The sequence below is a fragment of the Pseudohaliea sp. genome (assembly GCF_040217025.1).
In the GTDB taxonomy this organism is placed as follows: Bacteria; Pseudomonadota; Gammaproteobacteria; order Pseudomonadales; family Halieaceae; genus Pseudohaliea.
On sequence record NZ_JAVJOA010000008.1, the window covers coordinates 793,775 to 812,067 of the forward strand.

Annotated in this window: 14 protein-coding genes; 6 read left to right on the forward strand and 8 right to left on the reverse strand. The window is 68.9% G+C overall.

Translation table 11 applies throughout. The features are described from left to right. Positions 1-53 precede the first annotated feature (53 nt). The 4 genes from acnB to RKE50_RS07890 all read left to right on the forward strand — a co-directional run bounded on the left by acnB (position 54) and on the right by RKE50_RS07890 (position 8,305). Positions 54-2,666, forward strand: a complete 2,613-nt coding sequence (gene acnB / locus RKE50_RS07875; protein ID WP_350035676.1) for a bifunctional aconitate hydratase 2/2-methylisocitrate dehydratase — start codon at positions 54-56, stop codon at positions 2,664-2,666. A gap of 652 nt (positions 2,667-3,318) precedes the next feature. Continuing rightward, positions 3,319-5,355, forward strand: a complete 2,037-nt coding sequence (locus tag RKE50_RS07880; protein WP_350035677.1) for a fibronectin type III domain-containing protein — start codon at positions 3,319-3,321, stop codon at positions 5,353-5,355. 264 nt (positions 5,356-5,619) lie between these two features. After that, positions 5,620-6,594 (forward strand): universal stress protein, encoded by a 975-nt coding sequence (locus tag RKE50_RS07885; RefSeq protein WP_350035678.1) that lies wholly within the window; start codon positions 5,620-5,622, stop codon positions 6,592-6,594. Then, a complete protein-coding gene (locus RKE50_RS07890) occupies positions 6,587-8,305 on the forward strand; it encodes a cation:proton antiporter (RefSeq protein ID WP_350035679.1) in 1,719 nt (572 codons plus the stop codon). Before RKE50_RS07885 ends, RKE50_RS07890 begins: the two co-directional genes overlap by 8 nt. An 18-nt stretch (positions 8,306-8,323) precedes the next feature. Here RKE50_RS07890 and RKE50_RS07895 read toward each other — a convergent pair whose 3' ends face one another. From RKE50_RS07895 to RKE50_RS07905, 3 genes are all read right to left on the reverse strand, one after another. Continuing rightward, complete coding sequence (locus RKE50_RS07895) at positions 8,324-8,500, reverse strand: hypothetical protein (protein ID WP_350035681.1); 177 nt, start codon at positions 8,498-8,500, stop codon at positions 8,324-8,326. 19 nt (positions 8,501-8,519) lie between these two features. Further along, positions 8,520-9,695 carry a helix-turn-helix transcriptional regulator gene (locus RKE50_RS07900; RefSeq protein ID WP_350035683.1) on the reverse strand — a complete coding sequence of 392 codons (1,176 nt, stop codon included), beginning with the start codon at positions 9,693-9,695 and terminating at the stop codon, positions 8,520-8,522. A 240-nt stretch (positions 9,696-9,935) separates the two neighbouring features. Continuing rightward, entirely contained in the window at positions 9,936-10,277 is a 342-nt protein-coding gene (locus RKE50_RS07905) for a hypothetical protein (RefSeq protein WP_350035685.1), read from the reverse strand. 349 nt (positions 10,278-10,626) lie between these two features. Between RKE50_RS07905 and RKE50_RS07910 the strand changes: the two genes are divergently transcribed. After that, positions 10,627-11,838, forward strand: coding sequence for a hypothetical protein (locus RKE50_RS07910; RefSeq protein ID WP_350035686.1), 1,212 nt, complete (start codon positions 10,627-10,629; stop codon positions 11,836-11,838). Between the two features lie 12 nt (positions 11,839-11,850). Here the strand turns inward: RKE50_RS07910 and RKE50_RS07915 are convergent, their stop codons facing one another. Then, positions 11,851-12,426: a hypothetical protein gene (locus RKE50_RS07915; RefSeq protein ID WP_350035688.1), complete on the reverse strand. Its 576-nt coding sequence runs from the start codon at positions 12,424-12,426 to the stop codon at positions 11,851-11,853. Positions 12,427-12,710: 284 nt separating this feature from the next. Here RKE50_RS07915 and RKE50_RS07920 point away from each other — a divergent pair, with 284 nt between their 5' ends. Beyond that, positions 12,711-13,142, forward strand: coding sequence for a hypothetical protein (locus RKE50_RS07920; protein WP_350035690.1), 432 nt, complete (start codon positions 12,711-12,713; stop codon positions 13,140-13,142). A gap of 12 nt (positions 13,143-13,154) precedes the next feature. Here RKE50_RS07920 and RKE50_RS07925 read toward each other — a convergent pair whose 3' ends face one another. The 4 genes from RKE50_RS07925 to RKE50_RS07940 are packed head-to-tail and all read right to left on the reverse strand — an operon-like array spanning position 13,155 to position 18,277. Continuing rightward, the gene (locus RKE50_RS07925) at positions 13,155-15,140 is read right to left on the reverse strand and encodes a transglutaminase TgpA family protein (protein WP_350035692.1); all 1,986 of its coding nucleotides are present in this window, start codon (positions 15,138-15,140) and stop codon (positions 13,155-13,157) included. Then, a complete protein-coding gene (locus RKE50_RS07930) occupies positions 15,137-16,156 on the reverse strand; it encodes a DUF58 domain-containing protein (protein ID WP_350035694.1) in 1,020 nt (339 codons plus the stop codon). Before RKE50_RS07930 ends, RKE50_RS07925 begins: the two co-directional genes overlap by 4 nt. Further along, positions 16,140-17,075 carry an AAA family ATPase gene (locus RKE50_RS07935; protein WP_502937874.1) on the reverse strand — a complete coding sequence of 312 codons (936 nt, stop codon included), beginning with the start codon at positions 17,073-17,075 and terminating at the stop codon, positions 16,140-16,142. The genes RKE50_RS07930 and RKE50_RS07935 overlap by 17 nt, the downstream gene beginning before the upstream one ends. Then, positions 17,072-18,277: an O-succinylhomoserine sulfhydrylase gene (locus tag RKE50_RS07940; protein ID WP_350035695.1), complete on the reverse strand. Its 1,206-nt coding sequence runs from the start codon at positions 18,275-18,277 to the stop codon at positions 17,072-17,074. The genes RKE50_RS07935 and RKE50_RS07940 overlap by 4 nt, the downstream gene beginning before the upstream one ends. Positions 18,278-18,293 lie beyond the last annotated feature (16 nt).

An 18,293-nucleotide genomic window follows, 5' to 3' on the forward strand; every position in this document is an offset into this window, starting at 1 on the left:
GGAAACGAGGCCGGTCCAGCACCGGCGATGTACAACCATCCGAGGACGCCACCGTGCTTGAAGCCTATCGCGAACACGTCGCCGAACGCGCCGCCCAGAACATCCCGCCGAAGCCCCTGAACGCGGAGCAGACCGCCGCCCTGGTGGAACTGCTCAAGGCGCCGCCGGCCGGCGAGGAGGCGTTCCTTCTCGAGCTGCTTTCCACCCGCGTACCGCCAGGTGTCGACGAGGCCGCCTACGTGAAGGCCGGCTTCCTCTCCGCCATCGCCCGCGGCGAAACCGAATGCCCGCTCATCGATCGCCCCGAGGCCGTGCGCCTGCTCGGCGCCATGCACGGCGGCTACAACATCGAGACGCTGGTCGGCCTGCTCGAGGACGCCGACCTCGGCGAACTCGCAGCGACCGAGCTCAAGCACACGCTGCTCATGTTCGAGGCCTTCCACGACGTGGACGAACTGGCGAAGAACGGCAACGCCCACGCCCGCGCCGTGCTCGAAAGCTGGGCCGAGGGCGAGTGGTTCACCGCCCGCGACGCCGTGCCGGAGTCGATCAGGGTCGCCGTGTTCAAGGTCACCGGCGAAACCAACACCGACGACCTCTCCCCGGCCCCGGACGCCTGGTCGCGTCCGGACATCCCGCTGCACGCCCTGGCGATGTACAAGATGGCCCGCGACGGCCTCAGCCCCGACGAGCCGGGCAGGATCGGACCCATGCAGCAGGTCGAGGCGATCAAGGCCAAGGGGCTGCCCGTGGCCTTCGTCGGCGACGTGGTCGGCACCGGCTCCTCGCGCAAGTCCGCCACCAACTCCGTGCTCTGGTTCTTCGGCGACGACATCCCCGGCGTGCCGAACAAGAAGGGCGGCGGCATCTGCATCGGCGGCAAGGTCGCGCCGATCTTCTACAACACCATGGAAGACGCCGGCGCCCTCGTGTTCGAAGCGCCGGTGGACGACCTGGCCATGGGCGACGTCATCGAGATCCGCCCCTACGAAGGAAAAATACTGAATGAAAACGGCGACTTGCTGAGCGAATTTGAACTGAAGTCTCAGGTTCTGCTCGACGAGGTTCGAGCCGGCGGCCGCATCAACCTGATCATCGGCCGCGGCCTCACCACTCGCGCCCGGGAAGCGCTGGGCCTCCCCGAGTCGGACCTGTTCCGCAAGCCGGAGCAGCCCGTCGACAGCGGCAAGGGCTACACGCTCGCCCAGAAGATGGTCGGCGCCGCCTGCGGCATGGACGGCATCCGCCCGGGTACCTACTGCGAGCCGCGCATGACCACCGTGGGCTCCCAGGACACCACCGGCCCCATGACCCGGGACGAACTCAAGGACCTCGCCTGTCTCGGCTTCTCCGCGGACCTCACCATGCAGTCCTTCTGCCACACCGCGGCCTACCCGAAGCCCGTGGACATCGACACGCAGCACACCCTGCCGGACTTCATCATGACCCGCGGCGGCGTCAGCCTGCGCCCGGGCGACGGCATCATCCACTCCTGGCTGAACCGCATGCTGCTGCCGGATACCGTGGGCACCGGCGGCGATTCGCACACCCGCTTCCCCATCGGCATCTCCTTCCCGGCCGGCTCCGGCCTGGTTGCCTTCGCCGCGGCGACGGGCGTGATGCCGCTGGACATGCCCGAGTCGGTGCTGGTGCGCTTCAAGGGCAAGATGCAGCCGGGCATCACGCTGCGCGACCTGGTGCACGCGATCCCCTATTACGCGATCCAGAAAGGCCTGCTCACCGTCGAGAAGAAGGGCAAGAAGAATATCTTCTCCGGCCGCATCCTGGAGATCGAGGGGCTGCCGGACCTGACCGTGGAGCAGGCGTTCGAGCTGTCTGACGCCTCGGCAGAACGCTCCGCCGCGGGCTGTACCATCGCCCTCGGCGAAGAGACCATCGCCGAGTACCTGCGCAGCAACATCGTGCTCCTGCGCGCGATGATCGCCGAGGGTTACGGCGACCCGCGCACCCTCGCCCGCCGCGCCGAGAAGATGGAGGAATGGCTGGCCAGCCCGAGCCTGATGAAGGCCGACGCCGACGCCGAGTACGCCGCGGTGATCGAGATCGACCTCGCCGAGGTGAAAGAGCCCATTGTCTGCGCCCCGAACGACCCGGACGACGCGCGCCTGCTGTCCGAGGTGGCCGGGGACAGCGTCGACGAGGTGTTCATCGGCAGCTGCATGACCAACATCGGCCACTTCCGCGCCGCCGGCAAGCTGCTGGATGCGCACAAGGGCAGCCTGGCCACGCGGCTGTGGATCTCCCCGCCCACGCGCATGGACCAGCACCAGCTCATGGAAGAGGGTTACTACAACATCTTCGGCGCCGCCGGTGCGCGCACGGAAATGCCCGGCTGCTCGCTGTGCATGGGTAACCAGGCCCGGGTCGCGGCGAACTCCACGGTGCTGTCGACCAGCACCCGGAACTTCCCCAACCGCCTGGGCGACGGCGCCAACGTGTACCTGACCAGCGCCGAGCTCGCCGCCGTGGGGGCCGTGCTCGGCCGCCTGCCCACGCCGGCGGAGTACCTGGACTACGCGAAGGACCTCGACAGCATGGCAGCGGACATCTACCGCTACATGAACTTCGACCAGATCGTCGAGTTCCAGCAGAAGGCGGACGAGGGCAAGCGCATCGCCGCGGTGGAGATCACCGAGGTCGCCTGACCGCAGCCGCCCCGCCGCAGTGGCGCGGTCGGCGGGGCCATCAATAGAACAGCAGCTGCAAGAGCGTTGGAGCAGGCGGGCGCGACGGCCCTAAACCAGTCCCCCCGTTTGCCCTCGTCCAGCTATCTCTGTGCGAGGCGAACAATGCGGTCGCCCTCCGTCTCGATTTCCCAGTCGATAGTGACGCCACACAGATCGAGCAATACGTCCATGGCCCGGAAAGCCGTGCGTTTTTTGCCGTCATTGAAGCAATGCGCCTCTAAATCTGCATTTTGAAGTTCGGGTAAATGGGTGGCGCTGGGCGGACCAGCGCGCAGCGCAGGATCAACCGTGCCGGGCGAGCACCTGTTCCGGACCACCTGGCGGCCTCGCGCCGCGACTTCGACACGGCCGCCGTGACACAATCCGTGGGATCAAGGGCGCGAGGGAAAGCGCCCGTCGGCCTACAACAGCGCCCGCAAGGGGCTACGCCTTGATCGCATCCCTCTTTCTGGGGATGTGCGCAGCGCAGCGCCGGTGCAACCTCCCTAATGTGCTCGGATTACCGGGGCGGTGAGGCGGCTTGCGAACGCCCGACAGCCGGACTAACCGGGTGCGGGGTGAACCCGCGAATGCGAGGGTGGCGGCGAAGACAAGAAAGAGGTCGCAGCGCATGGTAGCCGAACAGCGCACAAGCAGTCAGGGGCTGGCCGACTTGCAACAAGCCTCGGGGCGGTCCTGGCGGAAGCTCCCAAGGGGATCCATCGCCGGGGCGTGCCGCCGGTTCGCCGGCCTTGTGCTGCTCCTGGCGTCGGGCATTGGTTCTCCTGGCCACGCGGCCCCGCCCCAACCAACACAGTTCAGCGCCGACTTCGTGGCGCCAACCAGACTGGTCATCAGCTTCTTGTCGTCGGCGGACTGGATCGAATACCGCAAAGACGAGCTGAACTCGTCCTGCGTCGGAGACTGCTGGGGCCCGTGGCAGCGCTTCACGTCATCGTCCACCCGGAAGTCGATCGCATTGCGTGTCGACGAGGCGACGGGGACCGCGAAAGTCGAAGTTCGCGCCTGCACCAACGCAACCTTCTCTGACTGCTCCCGATCAATCGTCTATCGCTACACCGTCACAGAACCTTGGCCACCCCGGGATGTGCGTGTCACGGCGAGCACTGCCTTCGGTGACGGCGTGCACCTCGACATCGAGGTCAACCATTTCTACTCGTCCGTGATGTCTGCCACCATCAGGCGATCAACGCCGGACGGCCGGGGTGTAACTCTCACCGACTCGCTCTTTTTCACGCGCACAGGCCCCCAGCAGCCCAAGCGGGCGCGCTACCTGGATACCCGCGTGAAGGGCAACGTGCGCTATCGCTACGCGGTGGAAGTCTGCACCCAGCGAGGCTGCTCGACCCCCGTCGTGGCCTTCGGCAAGAAAGTCCCCGGGGGGCCCGATAACGCCGGTGGCGGGACCGGTAATGGCAACGGCGGCGACAATGCAAAGCCACCAGCGCCGAACGCTGTAAGCGCCACCGATGGCGGTCTCGGGGACCGCATCGAAGTCACCTGGCAGGCCGCACCGCGGGCCAAGCGCTACCAGATCCAGCGCTCCCGCTTCGGGGGGGCCGGGCCTTTTGTCTTCCACGGGCAGGTCTTCCAAAGCGGTGCCGGGCGCGTTGCCTTCACGGACAGGCGCGTTCAGGAGGGGTTCACTTATGCCTACCGAGTCAAGGCATGCAACCCGGCGGGCTGCTCAGCGTTCAGTGCCTTCGACGAGGGGCGCATCGCCGGGGGCAACGAGGGCGCGTCCATGCGCCCGGCCCGGGTCGCCGGCGTGACCGCCTCAGACGGCACCCGCAGCGACGCGATCCGCGTCAGCTGGCCCACCGCACAGGACGCGGTCCGCTACAAGGTCCAGCGCTCCCGACAGCGCAACGGCCCGTTTTTTTTCGTCGGTCAGGTCTTCGAGCCTGTGACCTTCTTCGAAGATGGGAAAGTCCCCCCGGGCGAGACGTTCTACTACCGCGTCCAGGCCTGCAACCCCGCCGGCTGTGGGCCTGCAAGCGAGCCGGACGCCGGCCGCCGCGGGCGTGACGATAATGGCGGCAATGGCAATGGCAATGGCAATGGCAATGGGAGCACAGTGACTACCACGCTGCGTATCAGCAACGATGTCCTAATCGACGAGATCGTTCAACGATGTAGTGATCCATCAACGACCTTTAATCGGATCGACGAGGTTATAGCGAGATACGAATTCTCTCTTCGCGTACCGGAACTCGAGCAACGGCGACTTTATAGGTTGTTGTTCGGCCCCGGATTGACCATGACCGTGGCCGCAACCCCCTACGATGTGCTGCCCAATGTGGTATTTCTGGAGCGAGTGGACTACTCACTTCCTCGCCCACTGCCGAGCCCTGAACAGGTTTACCTTACACTGCGTGTCGAATTCTACGCCCCAAATCATAACTACACTTACTCATATACCGACGAGGAGCTTCCGGACGTTGGCGAACGCTGGTCAAAGGATTTCAGGACGTCCGATGATTATCTGAATTTTGAACCCAATGACAACCCCGCCCTGCTCCGCCCGCCTTATGGCGCGTATGGAGAGTTTGCTCGCGTCGGCGATGGCAGGCGCAGGAGTTACGAGACCGTAGTGCTTGTAGGCCTAAATTGCGGCAGAGTGAATCAGGGCTCGGCTGCGCAGTAGCGGATGAGGCCGAGCCAAGGTCCCGCACCAACTGCTGCTACGAATGTCTGCCCGCGGGCACCGGCGGCTACCGCGAGGGGGGGCCTACTGACGAGCGACTGAGCGCAGCCGCACACTGACCACCCTCAACACCGTTTCGTCAAAAGCGAGCGGACGAAGACTCCCGACCCGGGCGCTTGACGGGCTGCGGGGGTCCGCTATCCTGCAGCCGATGCGCTTACTTCTCACCCCCGCGCTGCCGCGCACCGTCCCGGAGACCCCGCCGTGAACGAAGTCCACCGCGTGCTCTGCGTTGCCCGCCAAGCCGACGCGCAGGCCGCGACGTTGGTACAGCACGCCGGCACCCTGGCGGGGGCGCACCAGGCGGAGCTCACGCTGCTCGACGTGCTGCCGGAGCTGGATCCGGACCTGCGACTGATCCCTCACGCCCAGCCCTTCTCGAAGCTGAACGAGCGCCGCCAGCGGCTGCGCAAGGAGGAGCTGGCTGCGCTCGCGCAGGCGGCCGGTGCCGGCAAGGCTAAGCTCGCGGTGCGCGAGGGCATCTTTTTTATCGAGGTCATCCGCGAAGTGGTCGGCGGCGGGCACGACCTGCTGATCACCAACGCCGGCAACGCCGTGGGCCTGCAGCGCTTCTTCAGCAACGAGGACCTGCGCCTGCTGCGCAAGTGCCCCTGCCCGGTCTGGCTGCTGCGCCCGGAGCGCCCGCCGCAGCCGCGGCGCATCCTGGTCGCGGTGGACTGCGGCCAGGAGTACGACGACGAGCGCCTGGAAACCAACCGGCGCCTGAACCGCCGGCTGCTAGCGCACGCGCTGGAGCTGGCCACCGCCAACCACGCCGAGGTACACCTGGTGCATGCTTGGCGCACGCTTACCGAGAGCTACGTCCACACCCTGCTCAGCGATGTGTCCCGGGAAGAGCGGGAGGAATTCGTGGAAGAGCTGCAGCACCTGCACGAGGAAGGCATGCGCGCGTTGCTCTCCGACGCCGCCGGCGCCGGCCTCGAAGAGGCGCTGGCCTTCACCTCGCCGGCGACACACGTGATCAAGGGCGACCCGCGCGAGGTGGTGCCGGCGCTTGCCCGGGACCTCGACGTCGACCTCACCGTCATGGGTACCATGGCGCGCACGGGTATCGCCGGCTTTTTCATGGGCAACACGGCCGAGGCCATCATCGACCAGCTGCACTGCTCGCTGCTCGCCCTGAAGCCCGAAGGCTACGTGACGCCGATCGATGCCTGAATTCGTCGCCCTCCTCCACGCCTCGCCCTTCTACGAGCTCGCGGCGCTGCTTGCGCTCGCCGCCGCCGTGGCCTGCGTGGGCGGCCTGCTGCGCCAGCCGATCGTGGTCAGCTTCATCGCCGTGGGCATTCTCGCCGGGCCCTCGGGGCTGGACCTGGTGCACTCCCACGACAAGATCAACCTGCTGGCGGAACTCGGCATCGCCGTGCTGCTGTTCCTGGTTGGGCTGAAGCTGGACCTGCAGCTGCTCAAATCCCTCGGCGCCGTGTCCCTCGCCACCGGCCTGGGCCAGGTCGCCTTCACCGCCGGCTTCGGCTTCTTCATCGCCCTGGGCCTCGGCATGGCGGTGGTGCCGGCCCTGTACGTGGCCGTGGCGCTGACCTTCTCGAGCACGATCATCATCGTCAAGCTGCTCTCGGACAAGCGCGAGCTGGACGCGCTGCACGGGCGCATCGCAGTCGGCTTCCTCATCGTGCAGGACGTGGTCGTGGTCTTCGCCATGCTGGCGCTGTCGTCCTTCGGCGTGGGTGCCGCGAGCGAGGGCGCCGCCGGCGCGGCCTTCCTCGGCATCCTGCTCAAGGCGCTCGCCATGGGTGCCGCGGTGCTCCTGTTTGCCCGCTACGCCGCCGGGCCGGTCACCCGGCTGGTGGCGCAGTCGCAGGAACTCATGGTGACCTTCGCCATCGCCTGGGCCGTGCTGCTGGCGGCCCTGGGCAGCCACCTGGGCTTCAGCAAGGAGCTGGGTGGCCTGCTCGCCGGGGTCAGCCTGGCCTCCACGCCGGTGCGCGACGCCATGAGCGCGCGGCTGGCCACGCTGCGCGACTTCCTGCTGCTGTTCTTCTTCATTGGCCTCGGCAGCCAGCTGCAGCTGGGGCTCCTCGGCGAGCAGCTGCTGCCGGCACTGGTGCTGTCGGTGTTCGTGCTGGTGGGCAACCCGCTGATCGTCATGGTGATCTTGGGCCTGCTCGGCTACCGAAGCCGCACCGGCTTTCTTGCCGGGCTGACGGTGGCGCAGATCAGCGAGTTCTCGCTGATCTTCATGGCCATGGGCGTGACCCTGGGCCACGTCGGGCAGGGCGACCTGGGGCTGGTGACCCTGGTGGGGCTGGTGACCATCGCCCTGTCGGTGTACATGATCACCTACTCGCACAGCCTCTACCGCTGGCTGGAGCGCTGGCTGCGCATCTTCGAGCGCGCCGACCCGTCCCGGGAGAGCAGCACCGCCCCGGCGGACACGGTGGCCGCCGACACCCTGCTCATCGGCCTCGGCCGCTTCGGCGAGGCCATCTTCAACCGGCTGCGCGAGGGCGGGCGCAACGTACTGGCCGTGGACTTCAACCCGGCGCTGGTGGGCCGCGCCCAGGGCGCCGGGCTGCCGGTGCGCTACGGCGACGCGACCGACCCGGAGTTTCTCGCCCACCTGCCGCTGGACCGGCTGGAGTGGGTGATCGCCGCCCTGCCCCACACCGAGACCGGCCTCACCCACGAAGACCCGCGGCAGGTGCTGCTGGCGACGCTGAAGGCCCAGGGCTACCGCGGCAAGGTGGCCCTGTGCACCTACGACCCGACCGAGGCCGACGAACTGCGCGCCGCTGGCGCCACGGTGGTGTTCAGCCCGCACGCGGATGCGGCGGCCTGCGCGGCGACCTTCGTGCTCGGGGAGGACGCGCCGCCCGCGGTGGCGGCAGCGGTGCGCCCTCCCGATGCATGAACCCGCTGTGGCAGCGAGCTAGGAGGGCGGCGAGCCCAACCAGGCCTGCAGCTGCGGAAGCACCACGGCAGCGGTGATCAGGCCGAGCATCCAGGTTTGCAGGCCCTGTCTGCGCTCCAGTTTCGTGAAGCGCGACTCGAATTTCTCGTCCGGCGCAACCTGCGCGTCGAAAGACCTCGGTAAACGGTGCGGCATGCCCCGGATCGAAACAACATCAAAGGTGGTCGACCGGGATATTGACGCTGTGCGCCAGGTGCACCAGGTCACCGCGGCGGCGGCAGCCGGTCTTCTGCAGCAGCGACTTCATCTGGGTAGCAACGGTCTCCGGGTCCACGTTGCGGATGTCGGCCACCTCGCGGTTGGTATGGCCGCGGACGACGAGGTCGAACACGGCCGCCTCGGCGGGTGTGAACCCGAACAGCTCCCCCACCCTTTCGCCGTTGACGATCGACGTCCGCTCCGGGTCGACGATCACCGCGAGGATGCCCCGCTCGCCGCTGGCGGTGCCCAGCTCCGCGGAGCGCAGCAGAGAGAAGTCGGCCACGTAGGGTTCGCGCACGGCCGGGTCGCCGAAGCGGCGGCGGACCGAGCGCGCGGGACCGCCCTCCCCGCCCTGGCACAGTGTCGCCACCGCCTCCGCGAGGGCGCTCCGCGCGTGCGGTGACACCCCCGTCAGTCGCCCGTCCGCCCGGAGCTGGAAGGCGTCGCGGTTGCCGATGATTTCCTGCGCCGAGTCATTGCTGAGCCAGACGCTCAGATCCTCGCCGAGTATGAGTACCCCGAGGCGGAAGCGGTCCAGCACCTCCAGCACGGCCCGGAAACGCCGCTTGAGCAGTACGAAGGGCCGGTTGATCGCCATGGCCTTGGCCAGGTGCGGCAGCAGGAGGTCGCCCAGGGCGACGCGGTCCGCCGGGAAGCGTGGATCGTCGTAGTGGTGCGGGTAGTGCAGGGTGAGGAATTCGTAGTGGTGCGGTTCCCGGTTCAGCGGCGCCGTGTAGCGGCTGCGTATGCCGTAGTCCCGGTCGAGGATGGCTTCGATCTGGCTCATGTCCACGGGCGGATAGCCCCGGCGGTGGTACTCGGCCTGGATGTCCCGGGAGGCAATGAGCCGCGACTCGGTGACGATCTCCTGGATCGCCGCGTAGGTTTTCTGCTCTTCGACGAGCGCCGGCTGGTAGCTGGGCGTGGTGAAAATGTCGGCAAGGCCGGGGCTCAGCCACACGGATTCGAGCTCCTGCTCGACGGCGTCGCCCTGGAAAACGTTGCACTCTTTCGCACCGACGGCGGCCGCCACCCGGTCCAGCACCGTATCCCAGCGGTCCGGGTCGGTGACCGTGTCGTAGATGCCGAGAATCAGCTCGTTGGTCTCAGGAGCCAGCATAATCGCCATGGTAGGCCAAGCCTCGCGAAGCGCAAGCTGAAGCAGACCCGGCCGTGGCTGCCAAGGACCTCGCCTGCTACGACGGCGCGGTGGCGCCGTCAGCATTAACAGGACTGGAGACGCTTAGGCAAAAGCAGTATCAGAATAATCAGCGTCAGCAGAAAAGTCTTCAGCCGCAGCATGCGGTCGATACTTCTGAACCGGGCCTCCAGTCGCTCGTCGATAGAATACCGGTCTGTTTCCATACCTTCAGGCCAGCCAGGCCTGCAGCTGCGGAAGCACCACGGCAGCGGTGATCAGGCCGAGCATCCAGGTTTGCAGGCCCTGTCTGCGCTCCAGTTTCGTGAAGCGCGGCTCGAACTTCGCGTCCTGCGCGGCGAATCGTTGTTCGAGCTTGACATCCTGCTGCGCAAAACGCGCATCCATGCGTGCATCCTGCTCAGCGAAGCGGGCATCGATGCGCGCCTCTTGCTCCGAAAAGCGGGCGTTCAGCACCTCGGTGAAGTGATCGCGGGTCAACAGGTTGTCGGCGTAGAAGCCGAAAGCCTCGGCCATGAGTTCTGCCTGTGCGTCGGCCTGCTGCTCTGGCACCGGATCGCCGGACCGACCGCCTCGCGGAGGCGGCGCGCGTAGCGGAGCGTGTCAAAAGCCATTGTTGCCATCGTAGCCTACCCTGCGGCCTGCGCAACCTGCGCGTCGGAAGACCTCGGGAAAGGGTGCGGCATGCCCCGGATCGAAACAACATCAAATGTGGTCGACCGGATATTGACGCTGTGCGCCAGGTGAACCAGGTCGCCGCGGCGGCGACAGCCCGCCTTCTGCGGTAGCGATTTCAAGCGCAAGCCAAGGCAGACCCGGCCGCTACCAAAGCCGCCCTTCCGGTTGACCGGAAAGCGCGCCCGCGTCATCTTTAGCGCCCCCGCCGAGAGAGACTGCCAGGATGTCACACCGCCAACGCCTTTCCCGCCACCGCTCATTCGCGAGCTACCTTCTCACGCTCGTTGCCGGCGGCTTCGCCCCGGCCCTGCCCGCCCAGGACCTCGCCTGCGACCCGGGCGCGGTAACGCTGCAGGGTGCGGAGATCCGCGTGAGCCCCGGCGGCCAGGATACGGCAAACCTGCAGTGCGCCCTGGACGAGGCGACGCGCCTTGGCGTGCAGAAGGTCAAGCTCGACCCGGGCACCTTCACCCTGGACGCCGTGGTTTCCGCCCGCGATTTCCAGGGCCAGGTGGAGGGGACCACCCGCGCCTCGACGATCGTGGAGGCGCGGGGCCAGGGCGCTTTCCGCTTCGAGGTGGGCGCACCGAGCGTGAAGTTCATGACCATCCGGCTCACCAACCCCGGGGGGGCGGTCGCCGTCGAGTTCAGTTCGGACGCCAGCGATTGCAGCCGGCGCACCATCTTCGCCGAGGTGGACCGGGTCGACTTCGAGGCCACCCAGGGCGCCTCGGCACGGACCGCCGGCGTGATCGCCGTGGCGGCAGACGGGTGCGGCGGCAGCGACCAGCGCCTGCTGGGCAAGCTGACGGTGAACCGGTCGGCCTTTGCGGCCATCTGGGACGGCGTGGCGACGGCGATGACCGGCAACGCCGTGGTCACCGTCAGCTTCAACGATTTCCAGACGCTCAACTTCTGCTACCTGGGGCGCGATTCGTCCCAGGACACGTCCATCATCGGCAACAGCTGCGAGTTCGGCAGCCACGGCACCGCCGTCGAGCAGGGCTCGGCCTCCGCGCCCGCCTCCACCCGCATGCGGGTGGTGAACAACCGGTTCACCTACCGGGGAAGCCAGCTACCGGGTTTCTCGGGCACACCGGTGTGCATGGCCTGGGTCGGCAACCAGGTGTCGACGGTGGTCGGCAGCGCCGAGGAGAACAGCTGCAGCACCGGGCCCAGCCGCTTCGAGATGGTCGGCGCCTTTGCCGCGGGAACGGCGCGGTTGCGCCTGAGCGGTAACGCGTTTGGCGGCGATTATGAGCGCGCGGTGTGGCTTGCCCAGGCATCGGACACGGTGCTGGACGCCAACCAGTTCTCGAACTCGTTCTCGACGGCCGATGTGCTGGTGGAGGTGAGCAGTGCGCGGACGATCATCGGCCCGCAGCAGACGGCGCAGGTACTCAACAACAGCAACAGCACCTACATTCTCAACTGAGCCGGTGTCGGCTCACGAAGCCCTGCGCCGGCGCCAGCCGAGGGCCAGCAGGCCGACGCCGATCAGGGCCGCCGGCGCAGGGATGGGAACCTGGCCCGCGCTGACGGTAACGTCGATGGCGTCGGTGTTGTCAGCGTAGTTGGAATCCCAGTAGAGGAGCGACAGGGTGCCATCCACCGGCGCCGTGCCGGCGAAGCTGGTCCCGATGAAGAAGAACGCGCTGTCCAGCTGGCCGACGAGGGCACCGTAGGGCGCGGTGAAGCCGCCGTTGGAATACGGGCCGAAGTCCCGGCCGATGCGCGTGCCGGCCGCCTCGCCGGATTCATCGCTGCCGGTGGCGAACAGGTCGCCCACCAGGCCGTCGGCGTTGGACCAGCGCGGCAGCGCACCGGCGTTCCACAGATCGTCCGGGTCCACAGAGACCTCGAAGGCGTCGCCGGCCAGCAGCGCGATGCCCGTATTGAGCGGGCTGACGCGGGTGTCAGTCAGGGCATCCACGGTGAACACCATGGGCGCGGCCTGGGCACCGGCGGAACAAAGGAAACCGGCGGCGAGTACCGGGGCGAGCAGTTGACGAAGGGTAAGCACGGCGTTTCTCCCGTTGTGGTTCGGTGCCGGATCCGGCGGCTGCTGCGTTGCAGCCAGCCCGTGAGCACGACTTTCCAAAAGGATATCAACTGTTTAGCGCCATTCCCTCCCCCAATACGTAAAGAATGCTGACAGTAGCGTGACCGGCTTCACCGTATCGAGTATCCGGTTTGCCCAGCTACAACCGGAGAGACTGAACAGCAAGCGGCCAACATCCCGCGCTGGCACTGCCCGGCAGGCTTTCGTAAGCTAAACGCCACAGACATCGCGACGGGACAGCAACCTTGCGCTACCTCCTCTTGCCTCTCGCCGGCTTCTTCTTTTCCCTTACCGCCGGCCACAGCCTGGCCCAGGGCCGCGCGCCTACCTGCGACGACCTCGCCTGGTCCGCCGCGGCCCTCGCGGCGAACCCGGATGTCGGCCTGCTCTGCCAGGGCGTCTACGTGAAGGGCGATACCTACTATGCCAAGGCGACCATCCGAATCACCCGTGTCGACGGCCTGCGCGTCACGTTCGTGCCCTACCGGCGCGACGGCAGCCTGGGCAAGGCGCGCAACGTGTCCCTGGGGCGGGACTGGAAAGTCATGATCAACGGCGAGGCGCTCACGGCGAGCAACCTGGTGAAGGGGCAGGAGCTGACCGTTTTCATCCCCCAGGACCGCTTCGCCATCAGCATCGGCGGCCCGGATGCGGGGGAACTGCTGCCGATCGAGTAGGCCCGGGGCGGGTCAGGTCCGGCGCCGCAGCCGCAGCTTTCGCAGTCGCGCACGCAGCTGCCGCAGGTCGCCGCCGGCGCCGGGGCGGTAGAGCAGCGCCGTAAAGTCATCGGCGAGCGCGTCGAGTTCCACCCGGGACCCGGGGAAGGCGATGCGAGCCCGCGCCAGCGCCGTCGCCGGGCTGTCCCCGGCGTACACAGGCAGGCCCCGCGCGACGAGCCTTCGCCGTAGCCGCCCCCAGGCGCGTGCCACCGGGTCGCGCCGGGGGCCCGCGCGCACCAGCAGCGACAGCGCCACGACGGCGAGCACGACCCCGAAGGCTCCGAGCAGCACGGCAATGAAGCGTTTCGCGTCGATGCGGCCGAACCACTCCCCGAGCAGTTCCACCTGCTGCTCCGCATCGAAGCCCACGACCCAGGACTGCCAGCGGTAGGTGAGCGCGTCGTAGCGCAGGCGCAGGGCGTTCACCCAGTCGACACCGCGGTAGCGCAGCGGCGACAGCGGCGAGTCGGCGAGAAAGCTGCCCTCCCCCCGCACCGCCGTCTCCAGGCCGAACTCCACCCGCGCCGGCGACACGGCCGCCGTCGGGTCGACGCGCACCCAGCCCTCGCCCGCCAGCCACACCTCGTTCCAGGCGTGGGCGTCGAACTGGTGGACGAGCACCGTGCCGTTCATCGGGTTGATCTCGCCGCCCTGGTAGCCGGCGACGATGCGGGCGGGCACGCCGGCGGCGCGCATGAGCACGGCGAAGGCGTTGGCGTAATGCTCGCAGAAGCCCGCGCGGGTGCCGAAAAGGAAGTCGTCCACCGGCTCCGCCCCGAGCAGTGGCGGCTGCAGCGTGTAGCGGAAGGGCTGCTCGCGGAACAGCGCGAGCACCCGATCGATGTAGGCTTCGTCGCTGTCCACCGCCGCGCGCAGTTCCGCCGCCAGAGCCCGGCTCTGCGGGTTGCCGCCTTCGGGCAGGCGCGTCTCCAGGCGCTGCCGCCAGGGGTCGAGCTCCTGGCCGATCACGGCCTCCGGCCAGCTGCGCACCGTGTAGCGCCGCTCGCTCTCGAGCACGGCGGGGGAATAGAGCGTGTAATCCGCGAGCGCCATCACGCCGCCATCCCGGGGCCGGGCGTAGCGCAGGGCGTAGAGCCAGTTCTGCTGCGTCGGCTCGATGATCACGCTGTAGTCAAGGGGCTCCCCCTCGGTCTGCACCGGGGCGGGGCGGCGCTGCGACGGCGGCAGGTCGAAGAAACGCAGGCTGCGCCAGGTGTCGTCCTCGAGCACGCTCATGACCAGCCCGCGCCAATAGAGGTCCGCGGCGCGGGGCACCTCGCCCTCGAAGCTGACGCGGAAGGCGACGTCCGTGGACTGGGTCAGCCGCGCGACGTCGCCCGGGCGCAGGAAGTCGCTTATGCCCGTCTGCGCCGCGTGCGCGCGGATCGGCACGTTCCAGAGCGGGCCGATGCGCGGGAACAGGAAGAACAGCACCAGCATCAGCGGGAAGGCCTGCGCCAGCATCACCCCGGCCAGCCGCGCCGGCGCCAGCTCGAAACCCTCGCCGGTGCGGTGCAGCGCGACCAGGGCCGTGGTCAGGAGCCAGGCGACGACCACGGCGTAGAGCACGATCAGCAGGTCCTGGGAGAACAGGAACTCCGTGATCAGCAGGAAGAAGCCCAGAAAGATGAGCACGTAGGCATCCTTGCGCGACACCGATTCCACCAGCTTCAGCGCGTAGGCGGCGAGCAGCAGCGCCACCGTCGGCTCGAGGCCGATGAGGCTGCCGTAGCTCCAGCCGATGCCGGCCATGGCCGCGCCGATCAGCACCAGCTTCAGCCAGCGCGCCGGCGCCGCCAGCCGGTCGCGGTACAGCTGTACGCGCCAGCCGAAGGCGGCGAGGTAGAGCACCAGCAGCCAGGCCGGCACGCGCAGGGCGTGCGGCGCCAGCAGGAGCACCTGGCAGAGGATAATCCAGGCGAGCGCATTGCGCGGTATCTGCTGCGCCGCTTTCACGCAGCACCCTCCCCCCGGTCGCCACGGGCCGGCGCCCCGAAACGACCGAGCGCCCGCAGCACCCGGTCGCGCTGGCCGTCGCCGGCGCCCGCGGCGAGCTGGTTCCCCGGCAGCCGCAGGCCGAAGCGGCGGCCGCGCCGGTGCAAGTCCAGGCACTGCTGGCAGAGGAAGGACAGGCGCCGCTCCGTGTCGACGCCGGGAAAGGCGTCCCAGTCGAGCCAGTCGAGGGACGCGGCGGCATCCGCGTACTGCTTGCTCTGCAGCGACTGGCCGCGGGCCAGCCCCTTCCAGTACACCTGCCGCAGCCGGTCCCCGGCGCGGTAGTCACGCAGCCCGAAGAACTCGTCCTCCCCGGGCCGCGGCGAGGGCCGGCCCCGGGGCTGGCCGTTGTCGGCGCCGAGCGGCTCCGGGTAGGGCCGGGGCCGCGGGTAGGCCAGCCCGACCAGGTCGAGGTCCACCCAGGTCCAGCAGCGCAGGAGACCGAGGGGGTAGCTGCTGTCCACCCGCAGGCGCCCGGGACGGAACGGGCCCCGCGGCCCGGCCTCGCGGTAGAGCGTGACCGTGGTGGCGCGCTCCGGCAGAACGCTCACGCTGACTGCCTGCGGGTCGTCCTCGAAGCCGAGCCAGAGCGCGTGGTGCCCGCGCCGGTTGGCGCAGGCGAGGCCGATGGTGAAGGGCACGGTCTGCCCCGGGAAGCCCTCACCGGCGCGCAGCGACCGCAGCGTGAGCCCGGACAGGTTGGCATAGCTGTGCAGTACGGCCACGACGAACAGGGTGGCGAGCAGGAAGGTGAGCGCGTAGCTCATGTTGTTCTGGTAGTTGATCGCCGCGAGCAGCATGACCAGCAGGCAGGCGAAGAAGAAAAAGCCCACCCGGGAGGGAAAGATGAAGATCCGCCGCTGGTCGAGGGTGACCTGCCGCGCCGGCGGGATGCGCCGGGCGAGCCAGCGCCGGAAACGCGCGCGCAGGCGCTCGCGCAGGTCCATGACCCCGGCCCGTTCAGCCGGCGACCACATCGACCTCGCGCTGGAGCAGCGCCACCAGGGCCCGGCCGTCGCCGCCGAAGCTGTCTGCGGCGATCACGCGGTGGGCAGCCACCGGCTCGAGCACCGCCTGCAGGTCCTCCGGGAGCACGTGGTCGCGGCCGTGCATGACGGCCCAGGTCTTGCCCGCCGCGAGCAGCGCGAGCGCCCCCCGGGGCGACAGGCCCACGGCGAACTCGCCGGGCTCGCGGGTGCGCGCCACCAGCCGCTGCAGGTAGTCGAGGAGCGCCGGGGAGCAGTGCACGGCGTCCACCGCCCCGCGCACCGCGGCGAGCTCGGTCGGCCCCATGCGCTGGCGCAGCCCGCCGCTCTGCCGGTCGCTGCCGCCGCGGCGGAGCAGCTCGCGCTCCGCCCCCGGATCCGGGTAGCCGAGCTCGATGCGCATGAGGAAGCGGTCGAGCTGGGACTCGGGCAGCGGGTAGGTGCCGGATTGTTCGAGGGGGTTCTGCGTGGCGATGACGAAGAACGGCTCCGGCAGCGGCCGCGTCTCCCCTTCCACGGTGACCTGGTGCTCGGCCATGGCCTCGAGCAGCGCGCTCTGCGTGCGCGGCGTGCTGCGGTTGATCTCGTCGGCGAGCAGCACCTGCGTGAACACGGGGCCGGCGTGGAAGCGGAAGCTGTTGTCCTCGGGCTGGTAGATCGCGACGCCGAGGATGTCGGCGGGCAGCAGGTCGCTGGTGAACTGCACCCGGTTATAGGACAGGCCGAGCACGCTGGCCAGGGCGTGCGAGAGCGTGGTCTTGCCCATGCCGGGCAGGTCCTCGATGAGCAGGTGGCCGCGGGCCAGGAGGCAGCACAGCGCCAGGCGAATCTGCGGCTCCTTGCCGAGCAGGACCGTCGCGACCTCGTCCACCGCCGCGTCGATGGCGCCCTGGATGCCGGCCGCGCTCACAGGGCCTCCGCCGCGGCGAGGCCGCGGGCGAGATCGGCCTCGAGGTCCGCCACGTCCTCGAGCCCGACGGCCACCCGCACCAGGTTCTCGCTGATGCCAGCCCGCTCGCGCTCTTCCGCCGTGAGCCGGCCGTGGGTCGTCGTGGCCGGGTGGACGATGGTGGTCTTGGCGTCGCCGAGGTTCGCCGTCAGCGACATGACCCGGGTCGCGTCGATACAGCGCCAGGCCGCCTCGCGCCCGCCGCGCACGCGGAAAGCCAGCACGCCGCCGAAGCCGCTCTGCTGGCGCGCGGCCAGCGCGTGCCCCGGGTGGTCCGGCAGGCCGGCGTAGAACACCTGCTCCACCGCCGGCTGCGCCTGCAGCCAGCGGGCGAGGCGATCGGCGCTCTCGCTGTGGGCGCGCATGCGCAGCGACAGGGTCTCCAGCCCCTTCAGGAACACCCAGGCGTTGAAGGGGCTCATGGTGGGGCCGCAGGTGCGCAGGTAGGCGCGCAGCTCGTCCATGTGCTCGCCGGCGCCGACGGCCGCGCCGCCGAGACAGCGACCCTGGCCGTCCAGGTACTTGGTGGCGCTGTGGATGACGATGTCGGCACCGAGTGCCAGCGGCCGCTGCAGCGCCGGCGTGCAGAAACAGTTGTCCACCACGAGCAGCGCGCCGGCCTCGCGGGCGAGGGCGGCCATGGCGCCGAGGTCGGCGACCTCGCAGAGCGGGTTCGAGGGCGTCTCCAGGTAGAGGAGCCGGGTGTTCGGCCGCAGGGCGCTGCGCCAGGCCGCCGGGTCGGCGAGCGGGACGAAGCTGGTGTCGATACCGAAGCGGGCGAGGTACTTGCCGAAGAGCCCCGCGGTGGCGCCGAACACGTCGCGGGAGCAGATGACATGATCGCCGCTCTCGAGGAGCGCCACGCAGACGCCGAAGATCGCCGCCATGCCCGAGGCGGTGGCCACCGCCGCCTCGCCCTCTTCCAGCGCTGCCAGCCGCACCTCGAAGGCGCGCACCGTGGGGTTCGTGTAGCGCGAGTACACGTTGCCCGGGCTGTCGCCGGCGAAGCGCGCGGCGGCCTCTTCGCAGGAGGCGAACACGTAGCTCGAGGTGGTGTAGATCGGCTCGCCGTGCTCACCCTCGGGGCCGCGGGCGATGCCGGCGCGCACGGCGCGGGTGGCCGGGCCCAGGCTGCGCAGGAAGTCGCTGTCGTCGTCGGTCATCGGCTGTCTGCCCCGG